Annotated in this window: 18 protein-coding genes; 8 read left to right on the forward strand and 10 right to left on the reverse strand. The window is 52.5% G+C overall.

All coding sequences use genetic code 11. The features are described from left to right. Nucleotides 1-14: 14 nt before the first annotated feature. Complete coding sequence (locus QEH53_RS00640) at nucleotides 15-1133, reverse strand: DEAD/DEAH box helicase (RefSeq protein WP_309021180.1); 1119 nt, start codon at nucleotides 1131-1133, stop codon at nucleotides 15-17. A 140-nt stretch (nucleotides 1134-1273) separates the two neighbouring features. Here QEH53_RS00640 and QEH53_RS00645 point away from each other — a divergent pair, with 140 nt between their 5' ends. Beyond that, nucleotides 1274-1696 carry a GtrA family protein gene (locus QEH53_RS00645; RefSeq protein ID WP_309021181.1) on the forward strand — a complete coding sequence of 141 codons (423 nt, stop codon included), beginning with the start codon at nucleotides 1274-1276 and terminating at the stop codon, nucleotides 1694-1696. 300 nt (nucleotides 1697-1996) lie between these two features. Here QEH53_RS00645 and QEH53_RS00650 read toward each other — a convergent pair whose 3' ends face one another. The 4 genes from QEH53_RS00650 to QEH53_RS00665 form a co-directional block, all read right to left on the reverse strand. Further along, nucleotides 1997-3814: a right-handed parallel beta-helix repeat-containing protein gene (locus QEH53_RS00650; RefSeq protein ID WP_309021182.1), complete on the reverse strand. Its 1818-nt coding sequence runs from the start codon at nucleotides 3812-3814 to the stop codon at nucleotides 1997-1999. Between the two features lie 91 nt (nucleotides 3815-3905). Next, a complete protein-coding gene (locus tag QEH53_RS00655; RefSeq protein ID WP_309021183.1) occupies nucleotides 3906-6242 on the reverse strand; it encodes a DNA topoisomerase 3 in 2337 nt (778 codons plus the stop codon). Nucleotides 6243-6446: 204 nt separating this feature from the next. Further along, nucleotides 6447-6839 (reverse strand): hypothetical protein, encoded by a 393-nt coding sequence (locus QEH53_RS00660; RefSeq protein WP_309021184.1) that lies wholly within the window; start codon nucleotides 6837-6839, stop codon nucleotides 6447-6449. A 261-nt stretch (nucleotides 6840-7100) separates the two neighbouring features. After that, on the reverse strand, nucleotides 7101-8057 hold the full coding sequence (locus QEH53_RS00665) for a glycoside hydrolase family 43 protein (RefSeq protein WP_309021185.1): 957 nt from the start codon (nucleotides 8055-8057) through the stop codon (nucleotides 7101-7103). 264 nt (nucleotides 8058-8321) lie between these two features. On the opposite strand from QEH53_RS00665, the gene QEH53_RS00670 reads away from it, so the two are divergent. The 3 genes from QEH53_RS00670 to QEH53_RS00680 are packed head-to-tail and all read left to right on the forward strand — an operon-like array spanning nucleotide 8322 to nucleotide 12958. Next, complete coding sequence (locus QEH53_RS00670; RefSeq protein WP_309021186.1) at nucleotides 8322-10424, forward strand: TonB-dependent receptor plug domain-containing protein; 2103 nt, start codon at nucleotides 8322-8324, stop codon at nucleotides 10422-10424. Between the two features lie 15 nt (nucleotides 10425-10439). Continuing rightward, complete coding sequence (locus QEH53_RS00675) at nucleotides 10440-10982, forward strand: YfiR family protein (protein WP_309021187.1); 543 nt, start codon at nucleotides 10440-10442, stop codon at nucleotides 10980-10982. Continuing rightward, a complete protein-coding gene (locus QEH53_RS00680) occupies nucleotides 10979-12958 on the forward strand; it encodes a response regulator (RefSeq protein WP_309021188.1) in 1980 nt (659 codons plus the stop codon). The genes QEH53_RS00675 and QEH53_RS00680 overlap by 4 nt, the downstream gene beginning before the upstream one ends. A 657-nt stretch (nucleotides 12959-13615) precedes the next feature. Here QEH53_RS00680 and QEH53_RS00685 read toward each other — a convergent pair. The 5 genes from QEH53_RS00685 to QEH53_RS24310 all read right to left on the reverse strand — a co-directional run bounded on the left by QEH53_RS00685 (nucleotide 13616) and on the right by QEH53_RS24310 (nucleotide 16649). After that, complete coding sequence (locus tag QEH53_RS00685) at nucleotides 13616-13963, reverse strand: hypothetical protein (RefSeq protein WP_309021189.1); 348 nt, start codon at nucleotides 13961-13963, stop codon at nucleotides 13616-13618. Between the two features lie 338 nt (nucleotides 13964-14301). Continuing rightward, nucleotides 14302-14835, reverse strand: a complete 534-nt coding sequence (locus QEH53_RS00690) for a hypothetical protein (RefSeq protein ID WP_309021190.1) — start codon at nucleotides 14833-14835, stop codon at nucleotides 14302-14304. Continuing rightward, complete coding sequence (locus QEH53_RS00695) at nucleotides 14783-15466, reverse strand: hypothetical protein (protein ID WP_309021191.1); 684 nt, start codon at nucleotides 15464-15466, stop codon at nucleotides 14783-14785. The genes QEH53_RS00690 and QEH53_RS00695 overlap by 53 nt, the downstream gene beginning before the upstream one ends. Further along, nucleotides 15447-16229, reverse strand: coding sequence for a hypothetical protein (locus QEH53_RS00700; RefSeq protein WP_309021192.1), 783 nt, complete (start codon nucleotides 16227-16229; stop codon nucleotides 15447-15449). Before QEH53_RS00700 ends, QEH53_RS00695 begins: the two co-directional genes overlap by 20 nt. A 72-nt stretch (nucleotides 16230-16301) precedes the next feature. Continuing rightward, a complete protein-coding gene (locus QEH53_RS24310) occupies nucleotides 16302-16649 on the reverse strand; it encodes a CHC2 zinc finger domain-containing protein (protein ID WP_369426393.1) in 348 nt (115 codons plus the stop codon). Between the two features lie 144 nt (nucleotides 16650-16793). On the opposite strand from QEH53_RS24310, the gene QEH53_RS00710 reads away from it, so the two are divergent. The 4 genes from QEH53_RS00710 (at nucleotide 16794) to QEH53_RS00725 (ending at nucleotide 22627) form a co-directional block, all read left to right on the forward strand. Beyond that, on the forward strand, nucleotides 16794-17327 hold the full coding sequence (locus tag QEH53_RS00710; protein ID WP_309021194.1) for a hypothetical protein: 534 nt from the start codon (nucleotides 16794-16796) through the stop codon (nucleotides 17325-17327). A 676-nt stretch (nucleotides 17328-18003) separates the two neighbouring features. After that, nucleotides 18004-18942 carry a pentapeptide repeat-containing protein gene (locus QEH53_RS00715; RefSeq protein WP_309021195.1) on the forward strand — a complete coding sequence of 313 codons (939 nt, stop codon included), beginning with the start codon at nucleotides 18004-18006 and terminating at the stop codon, nucleotides 18940-18942. Between the two features lie 71 nt (nucleotides 18943-19013). Then, the gene (locus tag QEH53_RS00720) at nucleotides 19014-21353 is read left to right on the forward strand and encodes a class I SAM-dependent DNA methyltransferase (protein WP_309021196.1); all 2340 of its coding nucleotides are present in this window, start codon (nucleotides 19014-19016) and stop codon (nucleotides 21351-21353) included. Further along, on the forward strand, nucleotides 21350-22627 hold the full coding sequence (locus QEH53_RS00725) for a restriction endonuclease subunit S (protein WP_309021197.1): 1278 nt from the start codon (nucleotides 21350-21352) through the stop codon (nucleotides 22625-22627). The genes QEH53_RS00720 and QEH53_RS00725 overlap by 4 nt, the downstream gene beginning before the upstream one ends. Nucleotides 22628-22631: the final 4 nt, after the last annotated feature.

Below are 22631 nucleotides of genomic sequence, written 5' to 3' on the forward strand. Positions count from 1 at the left end.
AAAGACGGCCTTACCTAGTCCTGCCGAATTTGGCGAAACTTGATATGCAACTCCGCCTCCAATTCCCTGATACGCTTGAAGTCACCCTTGGTGATGAACGCCATGGAGACGCCTTTGCGACCCGCTCGGGCCGTTCGTCCGCTGCGGTGCGTATAGTATTCGATCTGATCGGGGAGCTGGTGGTGAACCACGAACGCGAGGCCTTCCACATCGATTCCACGAGCTGAGACATCCGTTGAAACGAGAACCTCAGCACGGCCTTTGCGGAAAGCACGCATCACCTTGTCTCTATCCTTTTGCGAGAGATCGCCTTGCAAGGTAGCAACCTCGAAGCCACGCTCTTCCAACTCCTTTGCGATGTTTTGCACACCCGCCTTGGAGCGGCAAAAGACAACTCCGGGACGACCCTTTTGAGCTTTGATGAAACGGGCGATTTCGTCGGGTTTTTCCTCGATCGTACAAACGGTGAACCAGTGGTCGATGTTCTTATTGACCGGGTTCTTCCGATCCACGGTTACGTGTTCAGCGTTGGGGGAGAGATAACGTTCGATGATCGCCTTGACGCCTTTCGGCATGGTAGCGGAAAATAGCCAAGTGTTGTTCGCGCCGCGGGTAAATTCGAGGATCTTGTTCAAGTCGTCCTTGAATCCTAGGCTTAGCATCTCGTCTGCTTCGTCTAAAACGAGAGTATCAATATTTGAGAGGTCGACAGCTTTGGCCTTCAACAAGTCGATCAGGCGCCCAGGTGTCGCTACAACAATATGAGTCGGGCGAGCCAACGCGGCTATTTGGCCCTCGATCTTTTCACCGCCCGCCACCGCTTCCGTGAAGATCTTAGTGGTATACTTTGTGTAATGGAAAAGTTGTTTGGCAATTTGCTTGGCGAGCTCGCGAGTCGGACTGAGCACAAGCGCCTGAACCTGGTTTTTCTTTGGATCTATCTTCTGCAGCAAGGGCAGTCCGAACGCTGCCGTCTTACCGGTTCCAGTCTGGGCCTGGCCTACAAAGTCGCCATTGTTCTTGAGCAAATAGGGAATGGTGAGCTCCTGAATCTCAGTCGGCTCGATTATGCCCTTCTCCTCGATCCCCTTAATCAGATCCGCTGCTACTCCTAATTCCTTAAATGTCTTCATATCGCGATTTAGCGGCGAGTAGATGGAGACGATGCACTTTTTGTCAAACTACGACCTCTGAGACGTTGCTGCAACAAGCGAGAGCCGTCCGAAAAAACCTTTGCATCCGGCAGCCGCCCTCACTTAGTACCGAATTCTGGATGGAGAGCCCCCGACAAATCGACGAATCGCCAAACACAGCTATGCAAGCCATTCGCTTCCTAATTGTGAGCGGGATCTCCCTGTCGATCGATTACGGGGTGTACAGCATTCTAAGCCACTTCACGGCGTTGGACAGTTCGTGGGCTAAGCGCATCAGTTTCGCCTGTATCTTCGCTTGGGGATACTTTGCCCATAAGCATTTCACCTTCCGCAACCGAGGGTTCAGCGCGAGCGAACCCCTACGCTTCGGACTGCTCTACGTCACCGGCTGGGTAATTAATAGCCTAGTTCACGACTATGCCGCCTCCAACCCGGATGCATCCACGCCGGCCTTTCTTGCCGCAACTTTCGTTTGGGCGTGCTGGAACTTCGTCGGGCAGAAGTACTTCGTTTTCCGCAGGCGGCAAATTGAAGAGGGATAGCGGCTTTCGACCCCGATAACCGCTACCCCTCAACTAGCGGTAGCATCTAGGGACCCAAACCAAAAGGTCCCCAAGAAATGTAAAACAAACGAAATTTCCCCGTGTATAGTTGTCGAGACTGCCCCATCGTTAACCCTAAGTTCACGAACTTAGCAGCCTGAATAGAACACGGGGAATGGCTGAAACTTATGGTCTAATTTCCGCATGACCAACTCCATTTGCGGTGCACTTGATTCTATCTATAGAACGCCCTATTGGAGGAGCAAAAGGCACATTCGTCATTGAGCTATGGTGGCAGCTTTACTCTGCGACTGGAAATGCGCCCGGGTGTCTCACGTCCTTCTTTTTCCAACCGAGAGCTTTCAACGCCTCACCTGGCAATTCGGCCGTCGAATCGAGGCCTACAAAATCCGGCATCAGTTCGAACCGATTCGTTTGCTTACCCTGGAACATCGGCCCGTTGTAACCAACAAACCATTGGGAATCCCCCGAGAACTCTGGATAAAGCGCATGTAGATCTCCTGGGGTTTCAAGCAGCACTGAGTTTTCGTCGCTCGCAGAGGGGCTCCACTGGATGAGAGGTCCATGATTCGTGTAACCGTCTCGCACATACACATTGCCGTCGATAGCCACCGCCTGCGGGTCAGTTAACCGGTCCCGCAGAACCTCCCTCTGACGAAACTTCAATACAGGCCCATTGTGGGAATCGTCCGCGTAAAGGAGATTTCCCATAAATGCGTGGCCGTGGCGCTCTTCAACCTTCGGTCCACTCGCTGGATGCCAATCGAAATGGTCTCCCACGGCGCTGCGATCGGTGCGCTCGAACGTAACCGTACTGTTCACCATGGTGTTCTGATAGACCCGAACACGTTCACTGTTCAGGACAAAAATTCCTTGAGGGCAGTCCACAAAGACGTTGCCCGTGCATATGGCTCCCTTCGAAATTTCGAAGAAAAAGCCATTATCGGTGTTTTGTATCCAATTGTTCACGAAAAGACCGTCCACATTGCCAACGTCATACCAGATACCACTCGAGTCTTCATTGTCTATGATGAGGTTCTCCCGACACGTAACCCGGTAGCACTGATTGAAAATTTTGATCGCGGTCACATAGTACCCGGTGATCTTTTCCATATTGTTGTGAGTCACAATGTTCCGCTCGATGAGAACATCATTGGAGCTAAGGATAAAGAGACCTTCCGTACTGGTATGGCTCACCAAACAATTGCGAATCACTAAACCGTCGCCACGGAAATAGCCACCCACTCGCGAGCAGTAGCTAAAGGTGCAATTTTCGAAAACTGATCCCACCACATCTTTGCCGTGATTGGATTCTGGAGACACTTCCTCTGGATCGTAGCCCTCTATCTCGATTGCTCGATAAGCATACTGGGTGAAGATGATTCCTCTCACCTGCGGTCCAACCGTGCTCGGCTCCATGCCGTGAACCTCTTCAATCGTTCGGGTTAAGGCATTGTCGAAAGCAGTTATCTCGATGGTCTTCCCTTCAGGGTCCGTCGCTGTATAAACGAAACCTTCCTCGTAGTCTATGTAGAAGGATTCGGCATCGAGTTCCCCCGGCCAGCCTACCTGCTGGAGCATGCGACCATCCACGAAAACCATGTCGTTATTAAAGCGATACAACGGTGTGCGAGCCGCTTCGCGGTGGCGGCGCCACCATGTTTCGGGCTTCATCGGGAAAAGCGTCTCCCACTTCGTCCGCCACAAGCCGTCACGCAATGACTCCCAATCTTCGGCGACTGCAGTGCCTTTCACGATCGGCACTTCGTCCGCATAGGGTTGGATCACCAAACCTTGGTTGAAAACCAAATTCCCCGACCGATAGGTTCCTCCTCGCAAGACGAGTGCATCCCCGTCAACAGCTCTCGCGAACGCTGCTTCGATCGAGGTAGGCCTTTGAAGCGAGGTGCCCTCTGCCTCTTCGCTTCCCTCTGGTGCTACATAATAGATAGTCCCGTCGACAGCTGGCAGCTCGTAGTTCAAGCGCACCGGTCCATACGGGCCACCCGAAGGCTTTGCGAAAGCCAACACGGGAAGGCCAAGCGCTATTATGAACAGGAGTAAACGTCGAACTGGGGTTTTGGAAGTAGTAGACATACTAAGACACTACACCCGAAGCCCAATCGTACGAAAATATTTTCACAATTTCGGGATTGGACGCCGTTCGATCTATAGAACGGCCCCGCGTTTAGCTGAAATCAAACTGAACCTTGTCGCCCTTGATCTTCAATTTTGCGCTGAACTCCTTACCTGCCTTCGATTTGAAGCCTTCGAGCGTATCGGTTACGCCTTTTTCCAAAAGCGTCCGTGCCTCCTCGGCAGAAATCGGTCTCTGAGCAACCTGCTTCCAAACTATGAATCGACATCCATTTTTCCAGTTGCAGCAGCCGTACCCCTTGGCACCTTCCACAACGGGGCTCTTACAAATTGGGCAGTCTCCGAATTTATCGAGCCCTCCTGTGTCCTGGCTCGCTTCAACCGTCTCGTAAGAGAGCCTCCCGCCCCTACCTAGAGCTAAAAATCCTAGTAGCTTCTTTCCTTTGTCCAAAACCGGGTGTGGCTCCAAGGTTTTACCGTTGTAGAGCAACTCCCGCATTAAACCGGGTTGGAAGGTCATTCCCAATTCTCCGTCCTTGATGACAAACTTACATCCCTCCCGCCAGCTGGAGCAACCGTATCCAGTTTTTCCACGCATCACGGGAGCGCGACACTTAGGACAAGGACCCAGATTTCTCAGGTCAACTGTCTTACCGGCATCATTGGCCAAGATTTCCTTGGTGTACTCAACGACATCTGACATGAAAGATGCCGCGTCTTGCTCACCACGCTCCACCTTCTTAAGACGAAACTCCCAGTCACCCGTCAGTTCGGGTGATTTTAAGCGCTCGTCCTGTATCAGAGAAATCAAGTGACGCCCACTGTCCGTGCTGATCAAATTCTTCTTTTTGCGCTCAACGTATTTGCGTTGAATCAATACTTCGATGATCGACGCCCGAGTGGCTGGCGTGCCCACTCCCTTGTCCTTGAGAGCTTCTTTGAGCTCCTCGTCGTCGACGATCTTGCCCGCCGTCTCCATCAGTGAGAGCAAGGTCGCTTCCGTGAAACGCTTGGGCGGGTTTGTCTTGAACTTTTCAATACTGGGAGCGTGCGGATTGCTTTCGCCGACTTGGAAATTTGGCATGACTGCAGGCTCTTCAGCCCCTTTCTTTTTGCCTTTAGCTACCTTCTTCTCAGCCTGCGGATACAATACCTGCCACCCCGCTTCTATGAGGACGGTGCCCTTAGCTCGAAAGGTCTCCTCCGCAGCCTTCGCTTCAACCGTAGTAACCGCACGAATACAAGCAGGATAGAACACAGCAATGAGTCGGACCAGGATTGCATCGTAAACGCGAGCTTCATCCTGGTTAAGATTCCGAGGCAAGTCCTCCGTAGGGATAATTGCATGGTGGTCGGAAACCTTGCTATCATCTACAATGCGCTTGTTGAAGGATAGCTGGTCGAGATCGAGAGCTTCGATCTCCTTGGCCTTCGTCGCAGACAACCGCTTAAGCAAGGGTCCGACGGTCGGCTCCAAGTCGGTGGAGAGGTAGCGGCTATCAGTTCTCGGATACGTTATGTGCTTTTGCTCGTAGAGATTCTGGGCAATTCGCAAGGTCTGGTCTGCCGTGAAGCCATACCGGCGATTCATCTCCCGCTGCAGTTCGGTAAGGTCGAAAAGGAGCGGCGGGTTGGTTCGTTCGTCCTTTTGCTGGACGTCGCTCACCACCAGCGGCTGACCTTCAACCTTAGCGTGCAATGCTTTGGCCTTCTCTTCCTCGGTTATTTTTCCTCCAGCATGGCGGAATTTTGTCTCGCGGCAATCCGTGTGGACTTCCCAAAAATCTTCAGATTTGAAACTTTCGATCTCTGTATCGCGCCCGACAATCATAGCCAAGATCGGAGTCTGCACTCGTCCGAGGCTTAGAAGCAGGTTGCGTTTGCCGTATTCGACTGTGAAATATCGCGTCGCATTCAGGCCGACGATCCAATCCGCTTCGCTCCTACAACGTGCCGCATCGTGCAGTGTATCGAATTCCTTGCCATCCTTGAGCGCGGCGAAGCCCTTGCTAATGGCTGAGCTCGTCAGCGAGCTAATCCATAGTCGCTTGACAGGTTTGCCCGTACATCCCGCCCACTCTAGGATATAGCGAAAGATCAGCTCCCCCTCCCGACCTGCGTCTGTTGCGCAAATAATTTCCTCCGCTTCGGAAAACAGCTTTTTGACCGTGGCCAATTGCTTCTTAGCGCCGTCGTCCCCCCGCGCTCTCAACTCGAACCGGTCAGGGATAATCGGGAGGAGGCTCTTTTTCCAGGACTTCCATTCCGGACGATACTCCTCGGGCTCCTTAAGCTCGACAAGATGACCGAAGGCCCAGGTGACCGCCCACTCCCCGCCTGTCAGGTAGCCATCGTGTCTTTGGCCCGCATTCAGATGCTTGGCTATATCTCTGGCAACGGAGGGTTTTTCGGCAAGGACGACTTTCATTCAAGGAGGCTGGCCGAGGCAAAGAAACTACACCGCAAAGTCAACGACGGGATGAGCATCCCCCACGCAGAAACGCTCTTTCCCCTGGGCGCCATTTTTTTGCTTGCGGACGCTAAAAAGCCTCCGGGCTACCACCCCCGGAGGCTGTTCAGATTCAACAAACTAGACTAATGAAATTCTAAATCAAAAACGACGCAGAACCTTCTAGAAACGCAGGCCCCAAGCGCCGTTGTACATCTTAGAGAGTCTTACCGAACCGACTTCGCTTGCGAAGATCGCAACCGTGCCCTCAGAGTTAATTTGCGGATCCGCCTTGAGGGCTGCCTCGTAGGATGTCACGAGAGCGTTTAACGTCCCGGCATCCGAAAACTGGGAGCTCAAACTTGCTACCAACTCCTGTACGGCAGCCTCCGACTGACCGTGGCGAGCGTCCAAGCAACGCTCCTTCACCAAGTGTTCCCAATCGTTTTTCTTGTAAAGTTCGACGATCACCTTGAGGGCCTGCCTCGGTGTCTCCTTTTCCGTGTCGGCCTGCGCCAAAGATGCCCCGATGAATAACGCGATGGAGACGATGGTGGATAATAGTTTCGTTTGCATGTGTAACCTGGGTTGTGGATTGGAAAGCGACTTCGTATCCAAAAACTGAGTGCGCTGACTAATCTCCCGCTACATGCGTGCCATCGTGGGGCGTGGACGCTTGCCAGAGTCCGACCGCTTAGGAAAGCAGGCCTAAAACTCCATTAGGATCCCTTACCTATTCGGATGCGTAAGAGAATTCTTTAGGAAATAATTTAAAAAAATGCGTCACCTATGGAGGGTGACGCATATGAAGCGAAAGTTAACAAACTGGGCCTAGCCTCAGGTCACGGGTAAAATCTTGCCGTCTTCGTCGTAGAAGATCTCTTTGACCTTCACGTTTCTTAGATGGTTCACCCCTTCTGAAATCTCGCAGTCGTGATGGAACAAGTACCACCGACCTTCGAATTCGACGATTGAGTGGTGGGTAGTCCAACCGAGGACCGGCTCCAAAATGCGTCCGCCGTACGTGAATGGACCATACGGATTGTCGCCAACCGCGTAGCAGAGGTAGTGAGTATCTCCCGTAGAATAGGAGAAATAGTAGCGGCCCTTGTATTTGTGCATCCAAGCCGCTTCGAAGAAACGACGGTCATGGTCGCTGCCTTTTAACAGGTCCCCATTTTCGTCTAGGATCTCAATGCTGCGAGGAGCCTCGGCAAACTCCTTCATGTCCTCTTGCAACTTTCCGACCACCGGCAAAAGAGCCGGCGTATCTCCCTCAGGCTCCTGACCTTCCGGATCGAAAGTATCGCCTTGCCAATTTTGCAACTGACCTCCCCAGATACCGCCGAAATAGAGGTAAGCTTCTCCGTCGTCGTCCACGAATGTCGCGGGATCGATACTGAAACTGCCCTTTATCGGCTCTGGCTCTGGCACGAAAGGGCCTTCCGGACGGTCGCCCACCGCGACTCCAATTCGAAATATGCCATCCGCCGCACGAGCGGGAAAGTAAAGGTAGTACTTACCATTCTTGTAGGCTGCATCCGGCGCCCACATCTGCTTGTCGACCCACGGCACTTGATCCATGTGGAGAGCCACGCCATGGTCGGTCACCTCGCCATCGATCGAATCCATCGAAAACACATGGTAGTCCACCATGTCGTACTGGTCACCATTGTCGTTGGTCGGCTGGTCCGTCTCCCTATCGTGGGAAGGGTAGACATAGATCTTGCCCTCGAAAACGTGGGCAGAGGGATCTGCTGTAAAGAGATGAGAAATTAGAGGCTTATCAGACATGATTTTGCTTCGATTGGGGATAGTGAGCGTGAGAATTTGAGGTTAACGGCAGCAAGATCGTATCTGTTTTTCAAATGCACAACCGGATCTTGAAGGTTCACCGCCGCGATTTGGTCTAGCTATAGCTCTGTATTACTCGAGAAAAGAATGAGGGAAGCCAGCAGTAAAACGGCCCGCGAAGTCCACGGAAAAATTGGATCTCGGTATGCACAAAAAGGCGTTGCCTCTGAGGGCGACTGTGTAAGCATTCACCGCAAGTTACCCATGCCCTTTCAGCTAAGCACTCCTAGATCCCGTTCAACGCTCCTGACAACGGGAGTGATTGGATTGCTCGCGCTGGCGTCAATTGAGTTGGGAGCTCAATCAATTCCGGAATCCTCAGGTAGCGGGCCGATTTCGCTAGAGGAACTAGCGAACACCCCTGCGATCATCTCATCGCGGCTCGAATCCCAGATTTTCAATGCCCCCTCCGGTTCCTTCGTTTTTGACGAAGAGGACATCGCGCAGCTACCAGTAGATTCAATTCCGGAGATGCTACGCTACGCGCCAGGCGTGCACATCGTTCGACCGAGCAATGGCATCTGGGGAATGGGGATTCGTGGTGTGAACTCCCGCTTCTTCAACAGAGCTCTCTTCACGGTCGACGAGCAAAACGTCTACGCATCTATCTTTGCTGGACTATTCGGCAGCCAACACGATCTCCTGATGGAAGATGTGGCTTCAGTGGAAGTCGCCTACGGACCCGGCGGCGGGACTTGGGACAACAACGCGGTCAACGGCCTTGTTAACGTCCGCATGAAGACAGCCTTCGAAACCGAAGGCACCCTACTGACGGCCAACGTCGGTACAGAAAATCGCGGTGTCGCAGCTAGAATCGGCTGGGCTATCGACGACAAAACCTCCGCTCGCGTGTACGCGAAAGCCAACATACGCGACTCCAGCCTAACCCGTTTCCCATACGGCAATGATTGGGACACCGCTCGCACTGGGTTCCGCGTCGACCACCGTCCGACAAACCACGACTTAGTGAGCGTCTCCGGGGAAGCCTTCTACTCTGACCTCGGCTATGCCTACAACCTCGCGGATTTCGAAACCGGCTCACTTGATTTCGTAGCTGATTCGGAACGACTCGCCGGCGCCAACACGCAAATCAAATGGACGCGTAACGTCTCCAACGACAGCTCATACTCCGTTCGCAGCTGGTTCGGCTACTCGGACCTAGACGCAGCCTACGCCGCATTCGGCATGTGGACTGCGGGAATCGAGGCACGAGGCAGGCAAAAATGGGGCGACGCCCACACTGTCAGCTTCAATGTCGGATCCGCCTACGACGAGGAACACACCTCCTCTACCCTAGCATCCGACTTCACGAGTCCAGTTCTGAACAGTTTCGTCATGTATTCAGGTATTCAAGACGAATGGGTACTCTCGCCAGAGCAGCTGACCCTGTCGTGGGGAGTCGACTTCAGGCACGATGATCGCTCTAACAACACGACGATATCGCCCAACGCGAGCTTGATTTTCGAGATCGACGAATCGAGTAGAGCTTGGCTCACCTATTCGCAATCTAACCGCAATCCTCCTGTCTCGCTCAGCGTAATTGAGAGCTTGCGCAGCGGCAAAGCCCTAGACACGCCGCTAGACATATCGACTCCGGGAGGAACCCTCACGGTAGAACACAGTTTGGCCGACGCAATGTCCAACATGCTGCTCGACGCCGAGGTCATGGACTCGATCGAGGCAGGATATCGAGTATTGTTGCTCGATGAAAAAGGCAGCTTCACCCTCAATGCCTTTCACTATGGGTATGATAATCTAATTGGGCGCGTGGGCGTCAGCAATGCCCTAGTGCTCGATACTCCGACGCCCTACGTCAAAATAAACGGAGCTTACGACAACTTGCTCAAAGGCGATGCCTATGGCTTCGAAACATCGTTAGATTGGCAATTCTCGCCAAAGCATCGGGCAAGGATCAACTACTCTTATAAACGTGACAGCTTCGAGTCGATCGTCACCCCAGAGAACGCATTCCAGGAGGACTTCATAAACTTTTCGATTGGAGAGTTCGACCATAGCACTCCCGACCATATGGCAACGCTAAACCTATCATCTGAAATCTCAGATGATTGGAATTTGGATACAGGGCTTAGATACACCAGCAGCTACAACTTCGCGAAAGGTCTGCAACCCGAAATCTTCCAACTAGATGCTCGACTGACTTGGCAAAAAACAGAGTCGCTCAGACTCTCACTCGTAGGCCGCAACCTGCTCGACTCGACAACGCAAGAAGCCCGGTTGAAGGACTTCTTCGGTCATTGGACAGAGGTTAAACGAGAAGTTTACCTGGAGATCAGCGCCCAGTTCTAGGCGACGACCGACAGCATGCCACACGCAATCCACAAGTTCCTGACTGCCTTCGCAGCTTTCTTGCTCGTACTGCTAGCAGGAAGGGCAAGCTTGCAGGGACAAACGCTTCAAATTGACTCTTCCACTGCCAATTGGATCGAAGGATTCGTGGACTTCGTTCGCTGGGATGGTGAAGAAAATGCTGAGTTCATTACCGTCGGCATTATCGACGCACCCGAAGTGGAGTCTTACCTCAGAAAGCGGGCAAGCGAGCGAACCGGTAAACCGAGCATCCTAGTCCAGGCTATCACTGCGACCGATTCGTTCGACGGTGTTGATATCGTATTCGTGGGTGGTTCGAATCGAAAGCACTGGCAGAGAATCTTCTCGAAGTGTAAGGACAATAATACCCTTACGATCGGGACCGACGACGGTTTTGTCGAAAATGGCGGTTGCGTAGAGTTCGTTGTAAGAAGAAACCGCTTACGTTTCTACATTGAAGGAGATCACGTTCGCGAAAGTGGGGTCGTCATCAGTTCCAAACTGCTGGAACTTGCGATCGAGCCGAAGAGCCGATGAACATAATCGAAAAGACCAAAAAGCTCGTTTTTCAGTGGCGCATTTCCTCCAAGATTGTCGCCATCTGCGCAGTTTCGTCTTTCGTCACCCTTACTTCTCTTTGCTCTATCGCGGTCTATCTTGATTGGCAGGAATTCAAGGAAATGCGCCTGAGCTCGCTGGACACGATTTCCGAAATCATCGCGAGCAGCAATCAAGCGGCCCTCAGATTCGAAGATCACGCCACCGCAAGGGAGCACTTGAATGCTCTCTCGCACGAACCTGGTATTCTCCAAGCAACTTTATACGACCGCAATCGCGTCCCTTTCGCAAATTACAGTCAAGACGAACAACGCCCACCTTTGAAATATGAAGAGTCATCTGCACCTGTGTGGAAAACCAACTCAATCCTTATCACGCACCCTATCGAGTTAAACGGAGAGCGGATCGGACAACTCTCTCTCGAAGCGGACACCCGCCCCTTCATGGCCTCTGCATACCGTAGCATGGCTGCAAGCGTCCTACTCATAGCTGGCGGCATGCTGGTCTCCATCTTTCTCGCCTCAAAGATGCAATGGCTGATCGCGACGCCAATTCGCGAGCTAGATAAAATCGCTACTCAGGTTCAGGATTCAGAAGACTTTTCGAAACGGGCGGTCAAGCGATACAACGACGAGATTGGTTCGCTCGTCGATAGCTTCAACGCGATGTTGCAAACCATAAGCAATCGCGACCGCTCCTTACGGGAGGTAAATTCGAATTTAGAGAGCATCGTCGAACAGCGCACCAAAGACCTACGGATTCAAAACTTCGCTCTTCAGGAAGCGATCCAAGCAGCCAAGGCCGCCTCTGTCGCAAAAAGCGAATTTCTCGCCACAACCAGCCACGAACTGCGAACTCCTTTGAATCCAATCATTGGATACGTAGAGAAGATCCAGCGAGATCTGCCCAGCGGTCCTCACACTCGAGAACTGGCTCTGATCAGACAATCGGCCGCTCAACTCCTGAGACTCATTGAGGACATTCTCGATTTCAGCCGTATCGAAAGTGGGACCCTACTGCTGAAAGAGGAAAGCGTTCACGTGCAGAGCCTTTGCGAAGAGGTCGCCAACCTCCTCCGCCCTCAGGCGAGCGAAAAAGGCGTCGTGCTAGCCTTCGAATCCTCAGAGGAGTGCCTCGGCGATGTTCAAAACAGTAACATCTCAATCGACGAAGGTCGCCTGAGGCAGATCGTGCTAAACCTGACGAACAACGCTATCAAGTTTACGAACCACGGCTCAGTCACCCTTCGGACAAAGCTGGACCGTAAGGGAGCGCGAAAGGCCACTCTGACAATCGAGATAGTCGACACAGGCATAGGCATAGCAGAGTCCGACAAAGACAAGCTCTTCAAACCATTCTCTCAGATAGACGGGTCGTGGACACGTGAGCAGGGAGGCATGGGACTCGGGCTCGCGATCTGCCAGCGAATCGCAAAAGCGATGGACTCCGAAATCGTATGCGAAAGCGAAGTTGGTAAAGGAAGCCGCTTCAGGATGGACATACCTGTAAAACTTTGCAGCTACACACCGAAGTCGAGACAAGTCGCCGACGATCTGGATTCATTTAGCCTGGATGCTGGCGTAAGAGTATTACTCGTAGAGGATGAACCAGTAAATCGAGAGTTGATGGACTCCTTGCTCTCTAGCCTCGGACACCACGTGACCACCGCAAAAAACGGCATCGAAGCCGTCGCTGCCGCTCGCGATCAGGACCTAGACTTCATTCTTCTCGATATCAGCATGCCAAAAATGGATGGTTTCGCTGCCAGTCGGCACATTCGAAAGCTCGGCAAAGAAAAAGCTCTGATACCGATCGTAGCTATGACGGCTCACGTAACTCCTGAGGACAGGGAGCGATGCTACGAAGCGGGCATGAACGACTACCTCTCAAAACCTGTTTCCTTTACCCAATTGAAGCACACTCTCGCGAAGTGGATTGCTCAACGTCCAGTTTGATAGCCCAAGTGGGCCGAAATCAGAGACACTCACAAAGGACATTCTCTCCGAAACGATAGTTGCTTCTATTTCGGCCGGGGTCGGCTCTTAGGATAGAACTAGCGTTCATTCCTCCTACAGGCGTGCTCTGGATTTAGGACCTGTGATCAACACGCAAGGCGTACCAAGCAATTCAGTATCCATGTATCGTTTACAGATAATCAAACCGTACGCCCTTCAACGGTAAGCGGATGGTAGGGCAAGAGGGACTCGAACCCCCGACCCTCGGATTAGAAATCCGATGCATGCTCTTCTTATCCTTTTTATCTCCAACTGTTTATTCTTATTCTATTTTATTGGTTACAAATTGGCGCAAGCCACTCGAAGGCTGGAATTTCGTTCCGAGTTTTGATTTAGATCCTGATTTTCCCTACGGACCTTTCACCATAATGAAGCACACCGTAAGGTCTCCGCCACTTTCGGCGCATCGAGCTACCTGAATGTGGCGAGCCAGCGAAACCAGATCGGCTAGACAGCAAAGCGAACAAACAAAGCCATCCTCCGGCTATTCCCGGAAATGTGTTAGTCCGAAACTGTGCGAAGAGGACTAGCCATTCCTTTGCTATTCGCTTTTTGGAATTCTGGCCACACGGGACTCGAGCCAAATGTTCAACTGGCTCAATCAAATTCCTCGCGATTCCTCGCCATCGCTTCGTCCAATTCGAACCTATCAAAGACAAGATCAGAACCCGTATTGATCATCTTTGCGGTTATTCCTTCCTCTTCCACAAACCGAATAAATTTCCTGTGCTGCCGATCCTTACTGCGGATGCCGCAATAGAACTCTGCTTCGTCAATAGGGTAGTACCTCTTCTCCACCGAGCCGTTCTCTACTGCCCTTAGAATCTCGGTGAGAAGACTTTCGATCCGATTCAAACGTTGATCGTTTTCACAAACCTTCTTCAAGATTTGCCCGAGCAGGAAGGCCAAGACACCGACAACATGATTGGCCCCAAATGCAAGCAAGCCAGTGAGCAGCGGTAAGCGGTGAGAACTTTTGCTCTCCTCCTTAGACCTCCCAGGTAGCTGAACTGTGTGAAGCTGCTTGATACTTATTGTATGGGATAAATCTCCCCAGCTCCAAATTATTTTTCTTCTTTTTTTTCTCCCTTTTAACGAACACGTTTATGGGCCAAACACTTCCCTCTCGAACTCTAAGATGAGGATCTGATTCAAACTCTTAAAATTTTAGAGAGTGCAACCAAGGGATCTTACGGGAAAACGCCGCGAATCCCCAACCTCCTTTCTGCGTGGCTCAGTATCGAAAAAAGCGGACCCTTTACAGGGTTCGCTTGATTCGTGGACTATTTCATCCCGCGCTTGAAAAAGAGTCGCAAGGATTCGAAATCAGGGTCACGCGAAAGCCAGGCTCGTTTGTCCAGGTCGAAGCCAATTGCCTTCATCATGAAATTCGCGGCGCGAGCTAGATTTCCTTCAAGGCAATAAACGCGAGCCGCTTCGTAGTTCACATCTGCGCTACCTGCGCATTCAGCTAGGGCTCGATTTATACAAATATGGGCAACCCTGAGGTTCCCAGTTGTGCCGTAGTTGTAAATCAAATTAGCCCAAGCTCCGCCATGGCTAAAGTTAGTCTCGAATAAAACCCTCCTCGAGTACTCATTTTGGGCCTCCAATTCACCAAGTTGTACGAATGCAAAAATCATTAATTCAAAACTGTCGTCACAGATTCCAAACTGAGATTGCAGCATTTCCAACTCGTCGATCGCTTCTCCAAAACGCTCCATACGGAGATAGCCCCTAGCCACGCCGATAGAAATGTCGCGCTCATTCACCGCTAGAACCTCTCCGATGGAGCCAATAACGAAAAAGCGACTCACTTTGAGTTGTGAGTCGCTTTGGTAAAATCGAACGAAGCCGATCGAGGAATTCAGGTGCGGATAAGCTATCGACAGGGACCTTAATCAGCCATTCGGCAATTTCATCTTTGTAAATGACTCGTTCGACATTCGACAAAGAATCCTGCATTCCCGAATCGCCTCCAGCGGCGAGATACAGCCAGTGCATTTCCGGTGTGTGCCGGCGGCTGCTTTGGTATTGGTTCGTAGTCCACATCTTTAACCCATCAGCTCCCCGGTGAAGCAAATCGACCTTCCCCGAGAGCAGGCCGAACAAACGCTCGTCTTTGCCGACGACAAGACAAGTGTCTGAAGCACAGTCGAGAAACGAAAAGGCGAACCAAGCAAGCGTGTCGAATGCGCGGCAAGAGCTCTTGAGCGGAACCCATCCTTGAGATGCCGCTTCGCTAAACAGAGCGGTTCTCCATTGAGATGTTTCTTCACCTTCATCGGCATCAAAAGCGACAACGTGCCGCCGCGAATCCGGGTAAGCGTCCTTGAGGGAATCGAGGATAGCATAAAACTGCACAGCTCGAATTTCCTTCATTATTCGTTCGTCTCCAATAAGGCCTTCGGCATCAACGATGACCCAATCATAGGCTTCCGTATTCATTTTTACTTACTTGAATTTTGGGATTGCGACCATTGGGGCGGCCTTCGCTAAGTCGATTTCCCGGGTCTCTTGCATAGGCCCAGTCGTTTCCGGGAATCGTTAGCTGATAGTCGCTGGCCACCGGGCAAAAGAGGGCCGCTCGCTTTCGGAACTGAAGAGCCTTCTCCCGACTGAGCTCGAACTCAGCTGCTGCAAGATGGACTAGCTGGCCCGGCTCGAACCATTTAGAGGAGCATTCGAACCAACGCTCGAGCTCCAGCCTCGAGACATCGATCTCGGAAATGACGGCTGAATCTACGAACCAATGGGATTCAGGCGAATTTCCAAAAGCGTCCAGATACTTCCCGCGGCTCCATAGCTCATGGTGCCCATTGTGAAAGAGTGACAAGTCAACATTAGGTCCAAGGCATCCCAGCAGCCTTTCGTCGGCACTGACAATCAATAGACTCGTTTCCTCTGCTCGCCGACAGATCTCGGCAATAGCGTCGAAGGTTCGGCGTCTGCTTGGAAAAGAGATCTCCCAACCTAAACGCCTCGCGAAACTAAAGAGCTCCAGTTCCCGGTCTCGATCTGCTCGTCCAGCAGTACGTTTGTCGACGACAATGTCCGAAGAAACGATCTGAAGAAGTGCATTCGGGCTTTGCATCTCCGTTTTTAAGAGCACTTCTTTCAGTGCTTCGAAACGTTCAGCTTCGGTGCCCAAACAATCCAGCAAACTGTCGAGTTCGAGTACCACACATTCGTATTTTTCTTTATGTATCATAGCTTTAATTACATTCAAAAGGCCGCCGAAATGAATCGACGGTCTTTCCTTGTTGATAGTTTGACGAGCTTTTCAGCGACTAAACCGCCTCCTGTTTTCGAAGCCTCGCCGGGCACCGTACTCGACGTAAATTTCGTGACTCAGCGCCAGCATTTCGACTGCCTCTACAAACTCGAGGCCGTTCGAACGCATCTCGAATTCGATAACGTCACCGGAAATTCCAGTGGCTTCACACTCGAATCGTTGCCTTTGAGGATGGACGACCAAGGACTCGTTTCGAGCATCCTCACAGAACGGGGAAGTCCCACGAAGAGAGTCCCCATCTCGCCTGAGCGGGATTTGGGATTGGATATGATCAACGATTTCGACGCCGCCTTTGACGCGTAGAACCGTATCTTTCGTTACATACTTGTTGTTCATTTTACTTTAAGATTAGCTCCTGTTGTTTAGGATTGCCTCAAAGCAGTGCAGGAGCACACCACTTTTCGGCGTTATCAGTGAGTAGTATCCTTTATTCGGATACTTTAAACTTGTTTAATTCCTTCGATCTGCCATAGTGGTCATATGGCCACTTACTTCGAAGAAGACCTCTCCCAATCTCTGTTAGACACGCATCGACTGCCGCTCGTAAAAATCCTACGCGGTTTATTCCCCGGCCTCGTCAATCTTCAAACTTCGGTGACGGATCGCGAAGACATTAGCGGCACCGATGCCCTAATTCGGCTTAGGGACAATCAGCATCTAAAAACTGACTTAAAGTTCAGATCCTTAGACCCGCGCCGATTTGGCAACGATGACCTTGCTGTCGAAACTTGGTCCGTGTTCGAGAAGAAGATACCTGGGTACTTCGGCAAACAGACAGACTACCTCGTCTGGATTTTCAAGGACACTCATCGCGCCGTAGCAGTGCCTTTTCACGCTTTCAGGAAGCGCGTTGCCGAAAAGCGCCAAATGCTCCTCAGAACACTACCGACGCAAACCCAAACGACGATTAACCGCTACGGCCAAAGTTACGAGTCACACCACCTATTCGTACCCGCATGGATATTCCAAGACCTCATCATTGAAGCCCACTATCCATCCAAAAAGATAGCTTAGTACGATTGCCGTAGCGGCTGCAGAAAACAGCCCTGCCAGCAACGGTTTTGAAAGGATAGAGCCAGATCCTAAATCAACACTCAGGAGAGCACCCCGAACACATCTCTCAAGGAAAGAGGCCCCCTTCGCGAAGAGCAGTAGCCACATTTCGTTTTCCGCGAAAGAAGAGGACCTCTTTCACTCGCAATCTAAATTGGGAAAATTGGTTTCTAAGCGACCGGAGGAGGTCTGACAGCCAATTAATCCGTACTCTCCACAACTGCGTCACCGTTACATCCCGAGTCCTTCCAGGAGTGGGAACAACCCTCCGCAGTCGCCCCCACGTCCGGAGTGATAGACCAAGGCACACGCTCCTTTCCGCAGGAGCGTTGCACTATTTCAATCACATCGAATATTAACCTCGCAAATCTACTTACGTCTATTGCGTGTATTCAGCCGCTTTCTGTTAAATTGACAATAACCCGAGCGTTTGCCTTCTCCTCCTTCCAATCCCTCTCCGCTTTCTAATCGATTCGACTCCCCTGAGGAAATCGAGGCGGCGCTTTGGCGTCAGTAGCATCGGCTTTTCGCGGTACTCAAGAACTTTTTCCATGAGCGCCACAGGTTAGCTGATGACGACCCGAGACGTGAAGCTGCATGGCACGCTCTGATCTGGACGATAGTCTCTCCCAACAAAGTGGTAACAGGGGGAATAGCGATCACCGCAATCATTGGTCTCGTTATCGCTTGGCAGGCTAATGATCTTCTCGCTCACCAAAACGATACCTTGGACGCGGAGAAAGTCCTGCTCGAAACTCAAAACGAACGACTCGCGATCCAGAACCAACTCCTCTCCGATCAAAACGTCCTAGCCGAGTCGGCCCGCAGATCCTCACTCGTTTTCGAACTCACCAGCATACTGGATGAGATCGACGAGGAACTCGACGCCGCAAACATCCAAGTAGACGCCGTCGTCACCAGAAACCTTGGACAAGATGCGGGGTCGGGCGAACTGGAGGGTAAGAGGCCCCGCCGCCGCGACGAGGAGCACCCACCCTTATATCGTCTTTCTGACCGACTCACCGGGCGAATCGTAGCTTTGAGCCGCTCACTTCGGCCATACCGTTTCCTCGGCGACGATGGGAAACTACTGCTCTCTCCCCTCAGTCCCGAGCGGGGGCAGCTTCTGATATCATTGGTAGACTCTGGCATCGACATGGAGGAGATCAACCACTCAGCGGTCACCTTTGTTCAATCCGATCTCCGCAGTGCAAACCTTTCGCAATACGACTTCACTCATATCACCTTGGAAGGCTCCAACCTCTCAGAAGCCAATCTTGGCGCCGCTGTTTTCCACTACGCGCGTATGGATGGCGCCGTCCTGGATGGAGCAAAGCTTGGCTCATCCAAGCTAAACTGGAGCTCATGGAAAAATGCTAGCTTTGCAGGAGCCAAGCTCCAAGGTGCCGACCTCGAGGAAATTGATTTGGAAAACGCAGATCTCTCCGGTGCCGACCTCGGCTATATCGAAAACTGGCAAAGCATTCGCAGCCTGAAGGGCACTCGGATCACTGACGTCAAGAACCCGCCGGAAGGTTTCACCGAGTGGGCTTTACAGCACGGAGCCGTGCTGTGATCCTCGTCGTGCTAATTTGTAATCAAACTTTCGCTACAGACCTAAACCGCTAGGATTCCAAACCCTTTCCCATGGACCACTCCTCCCACAACAAGATTGTCTCTTTCATCTGGTCGATCGCCGACGACTGCCTGCGCGACGTATACGTGCGCGGCAAGTACCGCGACGTCATCCTACCCATGTTCGTACTGCGACGCCTCGACTGCCTGCTCGAGCCAAAGAAGGAGGCCGTCCTCGAAGAGGTTCGCTTCCAGCGCGAGGACGCAGGTTTCACCGACCTTGACCCGGAAGGCCTCCGCGAAGCTTCCGGCTATGTTTTCTACAACACCTCCGACTGGACGCTCAAAAAGCTGGTCTCCACCGCATCCAACAAGGCCCAAATCCTCGAGGCCAATTTCAAGGCCTACCTCGACGGCTTCTCGGACAACGTCAAGGAGATCATCGACCGCTTCAAGCTGCGCGAGCAGATCGCCACCATGGTCGATGCCGACGTCCTGCTCGACGTCCTGGAGAAATTCACCGCCGAGCGCATCAACCTCAGCCCGCACGAAGCCTTCGACCCCGACGGCCGCAAGCTCCCGCCGCTCTCCAACCTCGGCATGGGCTACGTATTCGAGGAACTCATACGCAAGTTCAACGAGGAGAACAACGAGGAGGCGGGCGAGCACTTCACCCCGCGCGAGGTCATCCAGCTGATGACCCACCTGCTTTTCGAGCCGATCAAGGACCGGATCCCGCCGGTCATCACCGTCTATGACGGTGCCTGCGGTTCGGGCGGCATGCTCACCGAGTCACAGGACTTCATCACCCACCCGGACGGCCCCATCGCCTCCACCGCCGAGGTCTACCTCTACGGAAAGGAGGTCAACGGCGAGACCTACGCCATCTGCAAGTCGGACATGATGATCAAGGGCAACAATCCGGAAAACATCAAGTTCGGCTCCACCCTCGCCACCGACGACTTCTCCGGCCTCCGCTTCGACTTCATGTTGTCCAACCCGCCTTACGGCAAATCCTGGAAGTCCGACCAGAAGTTCATCCTCGACGGAAAGGATGTCCTCGACCCGCGCTTCCAAGTCCGACTGACCAATTTCCAAGGCGAGGAAAAGGAGGAGTCCGCCACCCCGCGCTCCTCCGACGGTCAACTGCTCTTCCTCATGGACATGGCGGGCAAGATGAAGTCACTCGACGCCTCCCCGCTGGGCTCGCGCGTGGCCTCCGTCCACAACGGCTCCTCCCTCTTCACCGGCGACGCCGGCAGCGGCGAGAGCAACATTCGCCGCTACCTCATCGAAAATGACCTGCTGGACGCTATCATCCAGCTGCCGAACAACCTCTTCTACAACACGGGCATCACCACCTACATCTGGATCCTCTCCAACAACAAGCCCGCCGCACGCCAAGGAAAGGTCCAGCTCATCGACGCCTCCCAGCTCTTCAGAAAACTCCGCAAAAACCTGGGCAACAAAAACTGCGAGTTCGCCCCCGAGCACATCGAGGAGATCATGCGCCTGTATTCGGAAATGCCCGACAACGGCACGTCCAAGGTCTTTGCCAACCGAGACTTCGGCTACTACAAGGTCACCGTCGAACGCCCGCTCCGCAAAGCCGCCCAGTTTACCGCCGAACGCGTCGCCACCCTCCGCTTCGTCTCCGCCATCGAGGAGCCCATGCGCTGGGCCTACGAGCGCTGGGGCGACGCCCTCTACACGGAACTCCCGCAAAAGAAGAAAACCATCGAGGACTACCTCGAACGCGAAGACCTCAACCTCTCGCCCAAAAACAAAAAGGCCCTGCTCGATCCCAAGGTCTGGCAAGCCCAGCGCGAGCTCATGCAAGTCGCCCAGCAGCTGCACGAAAAAATCGGCGATGCCACTTTCGACGACTTCAACCGCTTCACCGACCAAGTCGACTCCGCCCTTAAGGAAATGGAGGAAAAACTCTCCGCCACCCAAAAGAAGCAAATCCTCAACGCCGTTAGCTGGACCGAGGAAACCGCCGCCAAGATCGTCAAAAAGGTCCACAAGCTGAGCGGCAAGAAGCTCGCCGCCCTGCTCCAAACTTTGGGTACCACGAAAGAACACCTGCCCGACTTCGGCTACTGGCCCAGCGGACAGCCCGGCGAGTGGATCGAATACGAGACCGATTCCGACCTGCGCGACACTGAAAACATTCCGCTTAACGAGGATATCCACGACTACTTCCTCCGCGAAGTGCGTCCTCACGTGGAAGACGCCTGGCTCGATCTCAGCAAAACCCAAATCGGCTACGAGATTAGCTTCAACAAATACTTCTACCAGCATCAGCCGCTCCGCTCCCTCGAAGACGTCACCGCCGACATCCTCCAGCTGGAAGCACAAACCGAAGGCCTCCTCAAAAAAATCGTCAGCTTCGGGGAGGTCGCCAAGTGATCACCGCCGCAGCCAAGATCGAGTTCCCACGCTACGAGAGCTATCGCGACAGCGGCGTGGATTGGTTGGGCGAGATTCCGAGCCATTGGGAACTCGCAAACATACGAAGCTTTACCCGCCTAAAAGCCGACAGAGGCCAACCTGACTTAGACATTTTGTCAGTCTATCGTGAATACGGAGTCATCCCAAAGGATTCCCGAGACGACAATCACAACGCCACATCCCTCGACACGTCAAACTACAAGGTCGTCGAACCGGGTGATTTGGTAGTCAACAAAATGAAAGCATGGCAAGGTTCGATGGGAATAAGCGAACACCAAGGCTTGGTTAGCCCAGCCTACATTACATGCGAAACTCGACCTGATCGAATTTATCCCAAGTTCGCCCACTACTTGCTCCGATCAAAGGTCTACATCTCCACGTATTCATCACTCTCGTACGGCGTGCGTGTCGGCCAATGGGACATGCACTACGAGGATTTCAAAAAGATCCCAACACCTCTCCCCACCCTCGACGAGCAACAACGCATTGCCAATTTTCTGGACGAGAAGGCGGCGGAGATCGACGAAGCGATCGGCAAGAAGCAGCGCTTGATCGCCCTGCTCAAAGAGCAAAAAGCCATCCTCATCAACCAGTGGTTTCAAACCACTGAAAAACCAATCCTCCTAAAACGCTTCTTGAAAAGAATCGAACAAGGGTGGAGCCCAGACTGCAGCGACTCAAGCGGTTTGCCATCCGGATGGGGAGTTTTGACTGCCGGATGCGTAAACGGCGGTACGTATTACCAAGATAGATACAAACCACTGCCTGCACGCTTAACGCCACGTCCCAGCATTGAAGTCAAAAAAGGAGACATTCTGATGTCTCGCGCGAATGGCTCACTAGATCTGATAGGATCTGCAGCCTATGTTCATGAAACAGAACCTGGCAGAATGTTTTCCGACAAGATCTTCAGGTTGGTTCCCAATCATGAAATGGTAATTCCAGAACTGCTCGCCATCGCCCTCGGAACTCCAGATGCGAGAGAACAGATTGTGGCAGCGGTCAGCGGTGCTGGAGGTTTGGCAAACAACATTGGTATGGGAAGCATCAGAAACCTTACGATCAGCATTCCTCAATCGCTCTCTTCTCAAAATGAACTCCTAGCGAAAGTAAAAGACCTCAATTCCAGCCAAGCAACAATTACAAGCTCGCTCACAGAACAGATCAAGCAACTCAAGGAATTCAAACAAATCCTCATCGCCCACGCCGTCACCGGAAAGATTAAAATCTAAATAC

Source organism: Pelagicoccus sp. SDUM812002 (assembly GCF_031127835.1).
Lineage (GTDB): Bacteria > Verrucomicrobiota > Verrucomicrobiia > Opitutales > Opitutaceae > Pelagicoccus.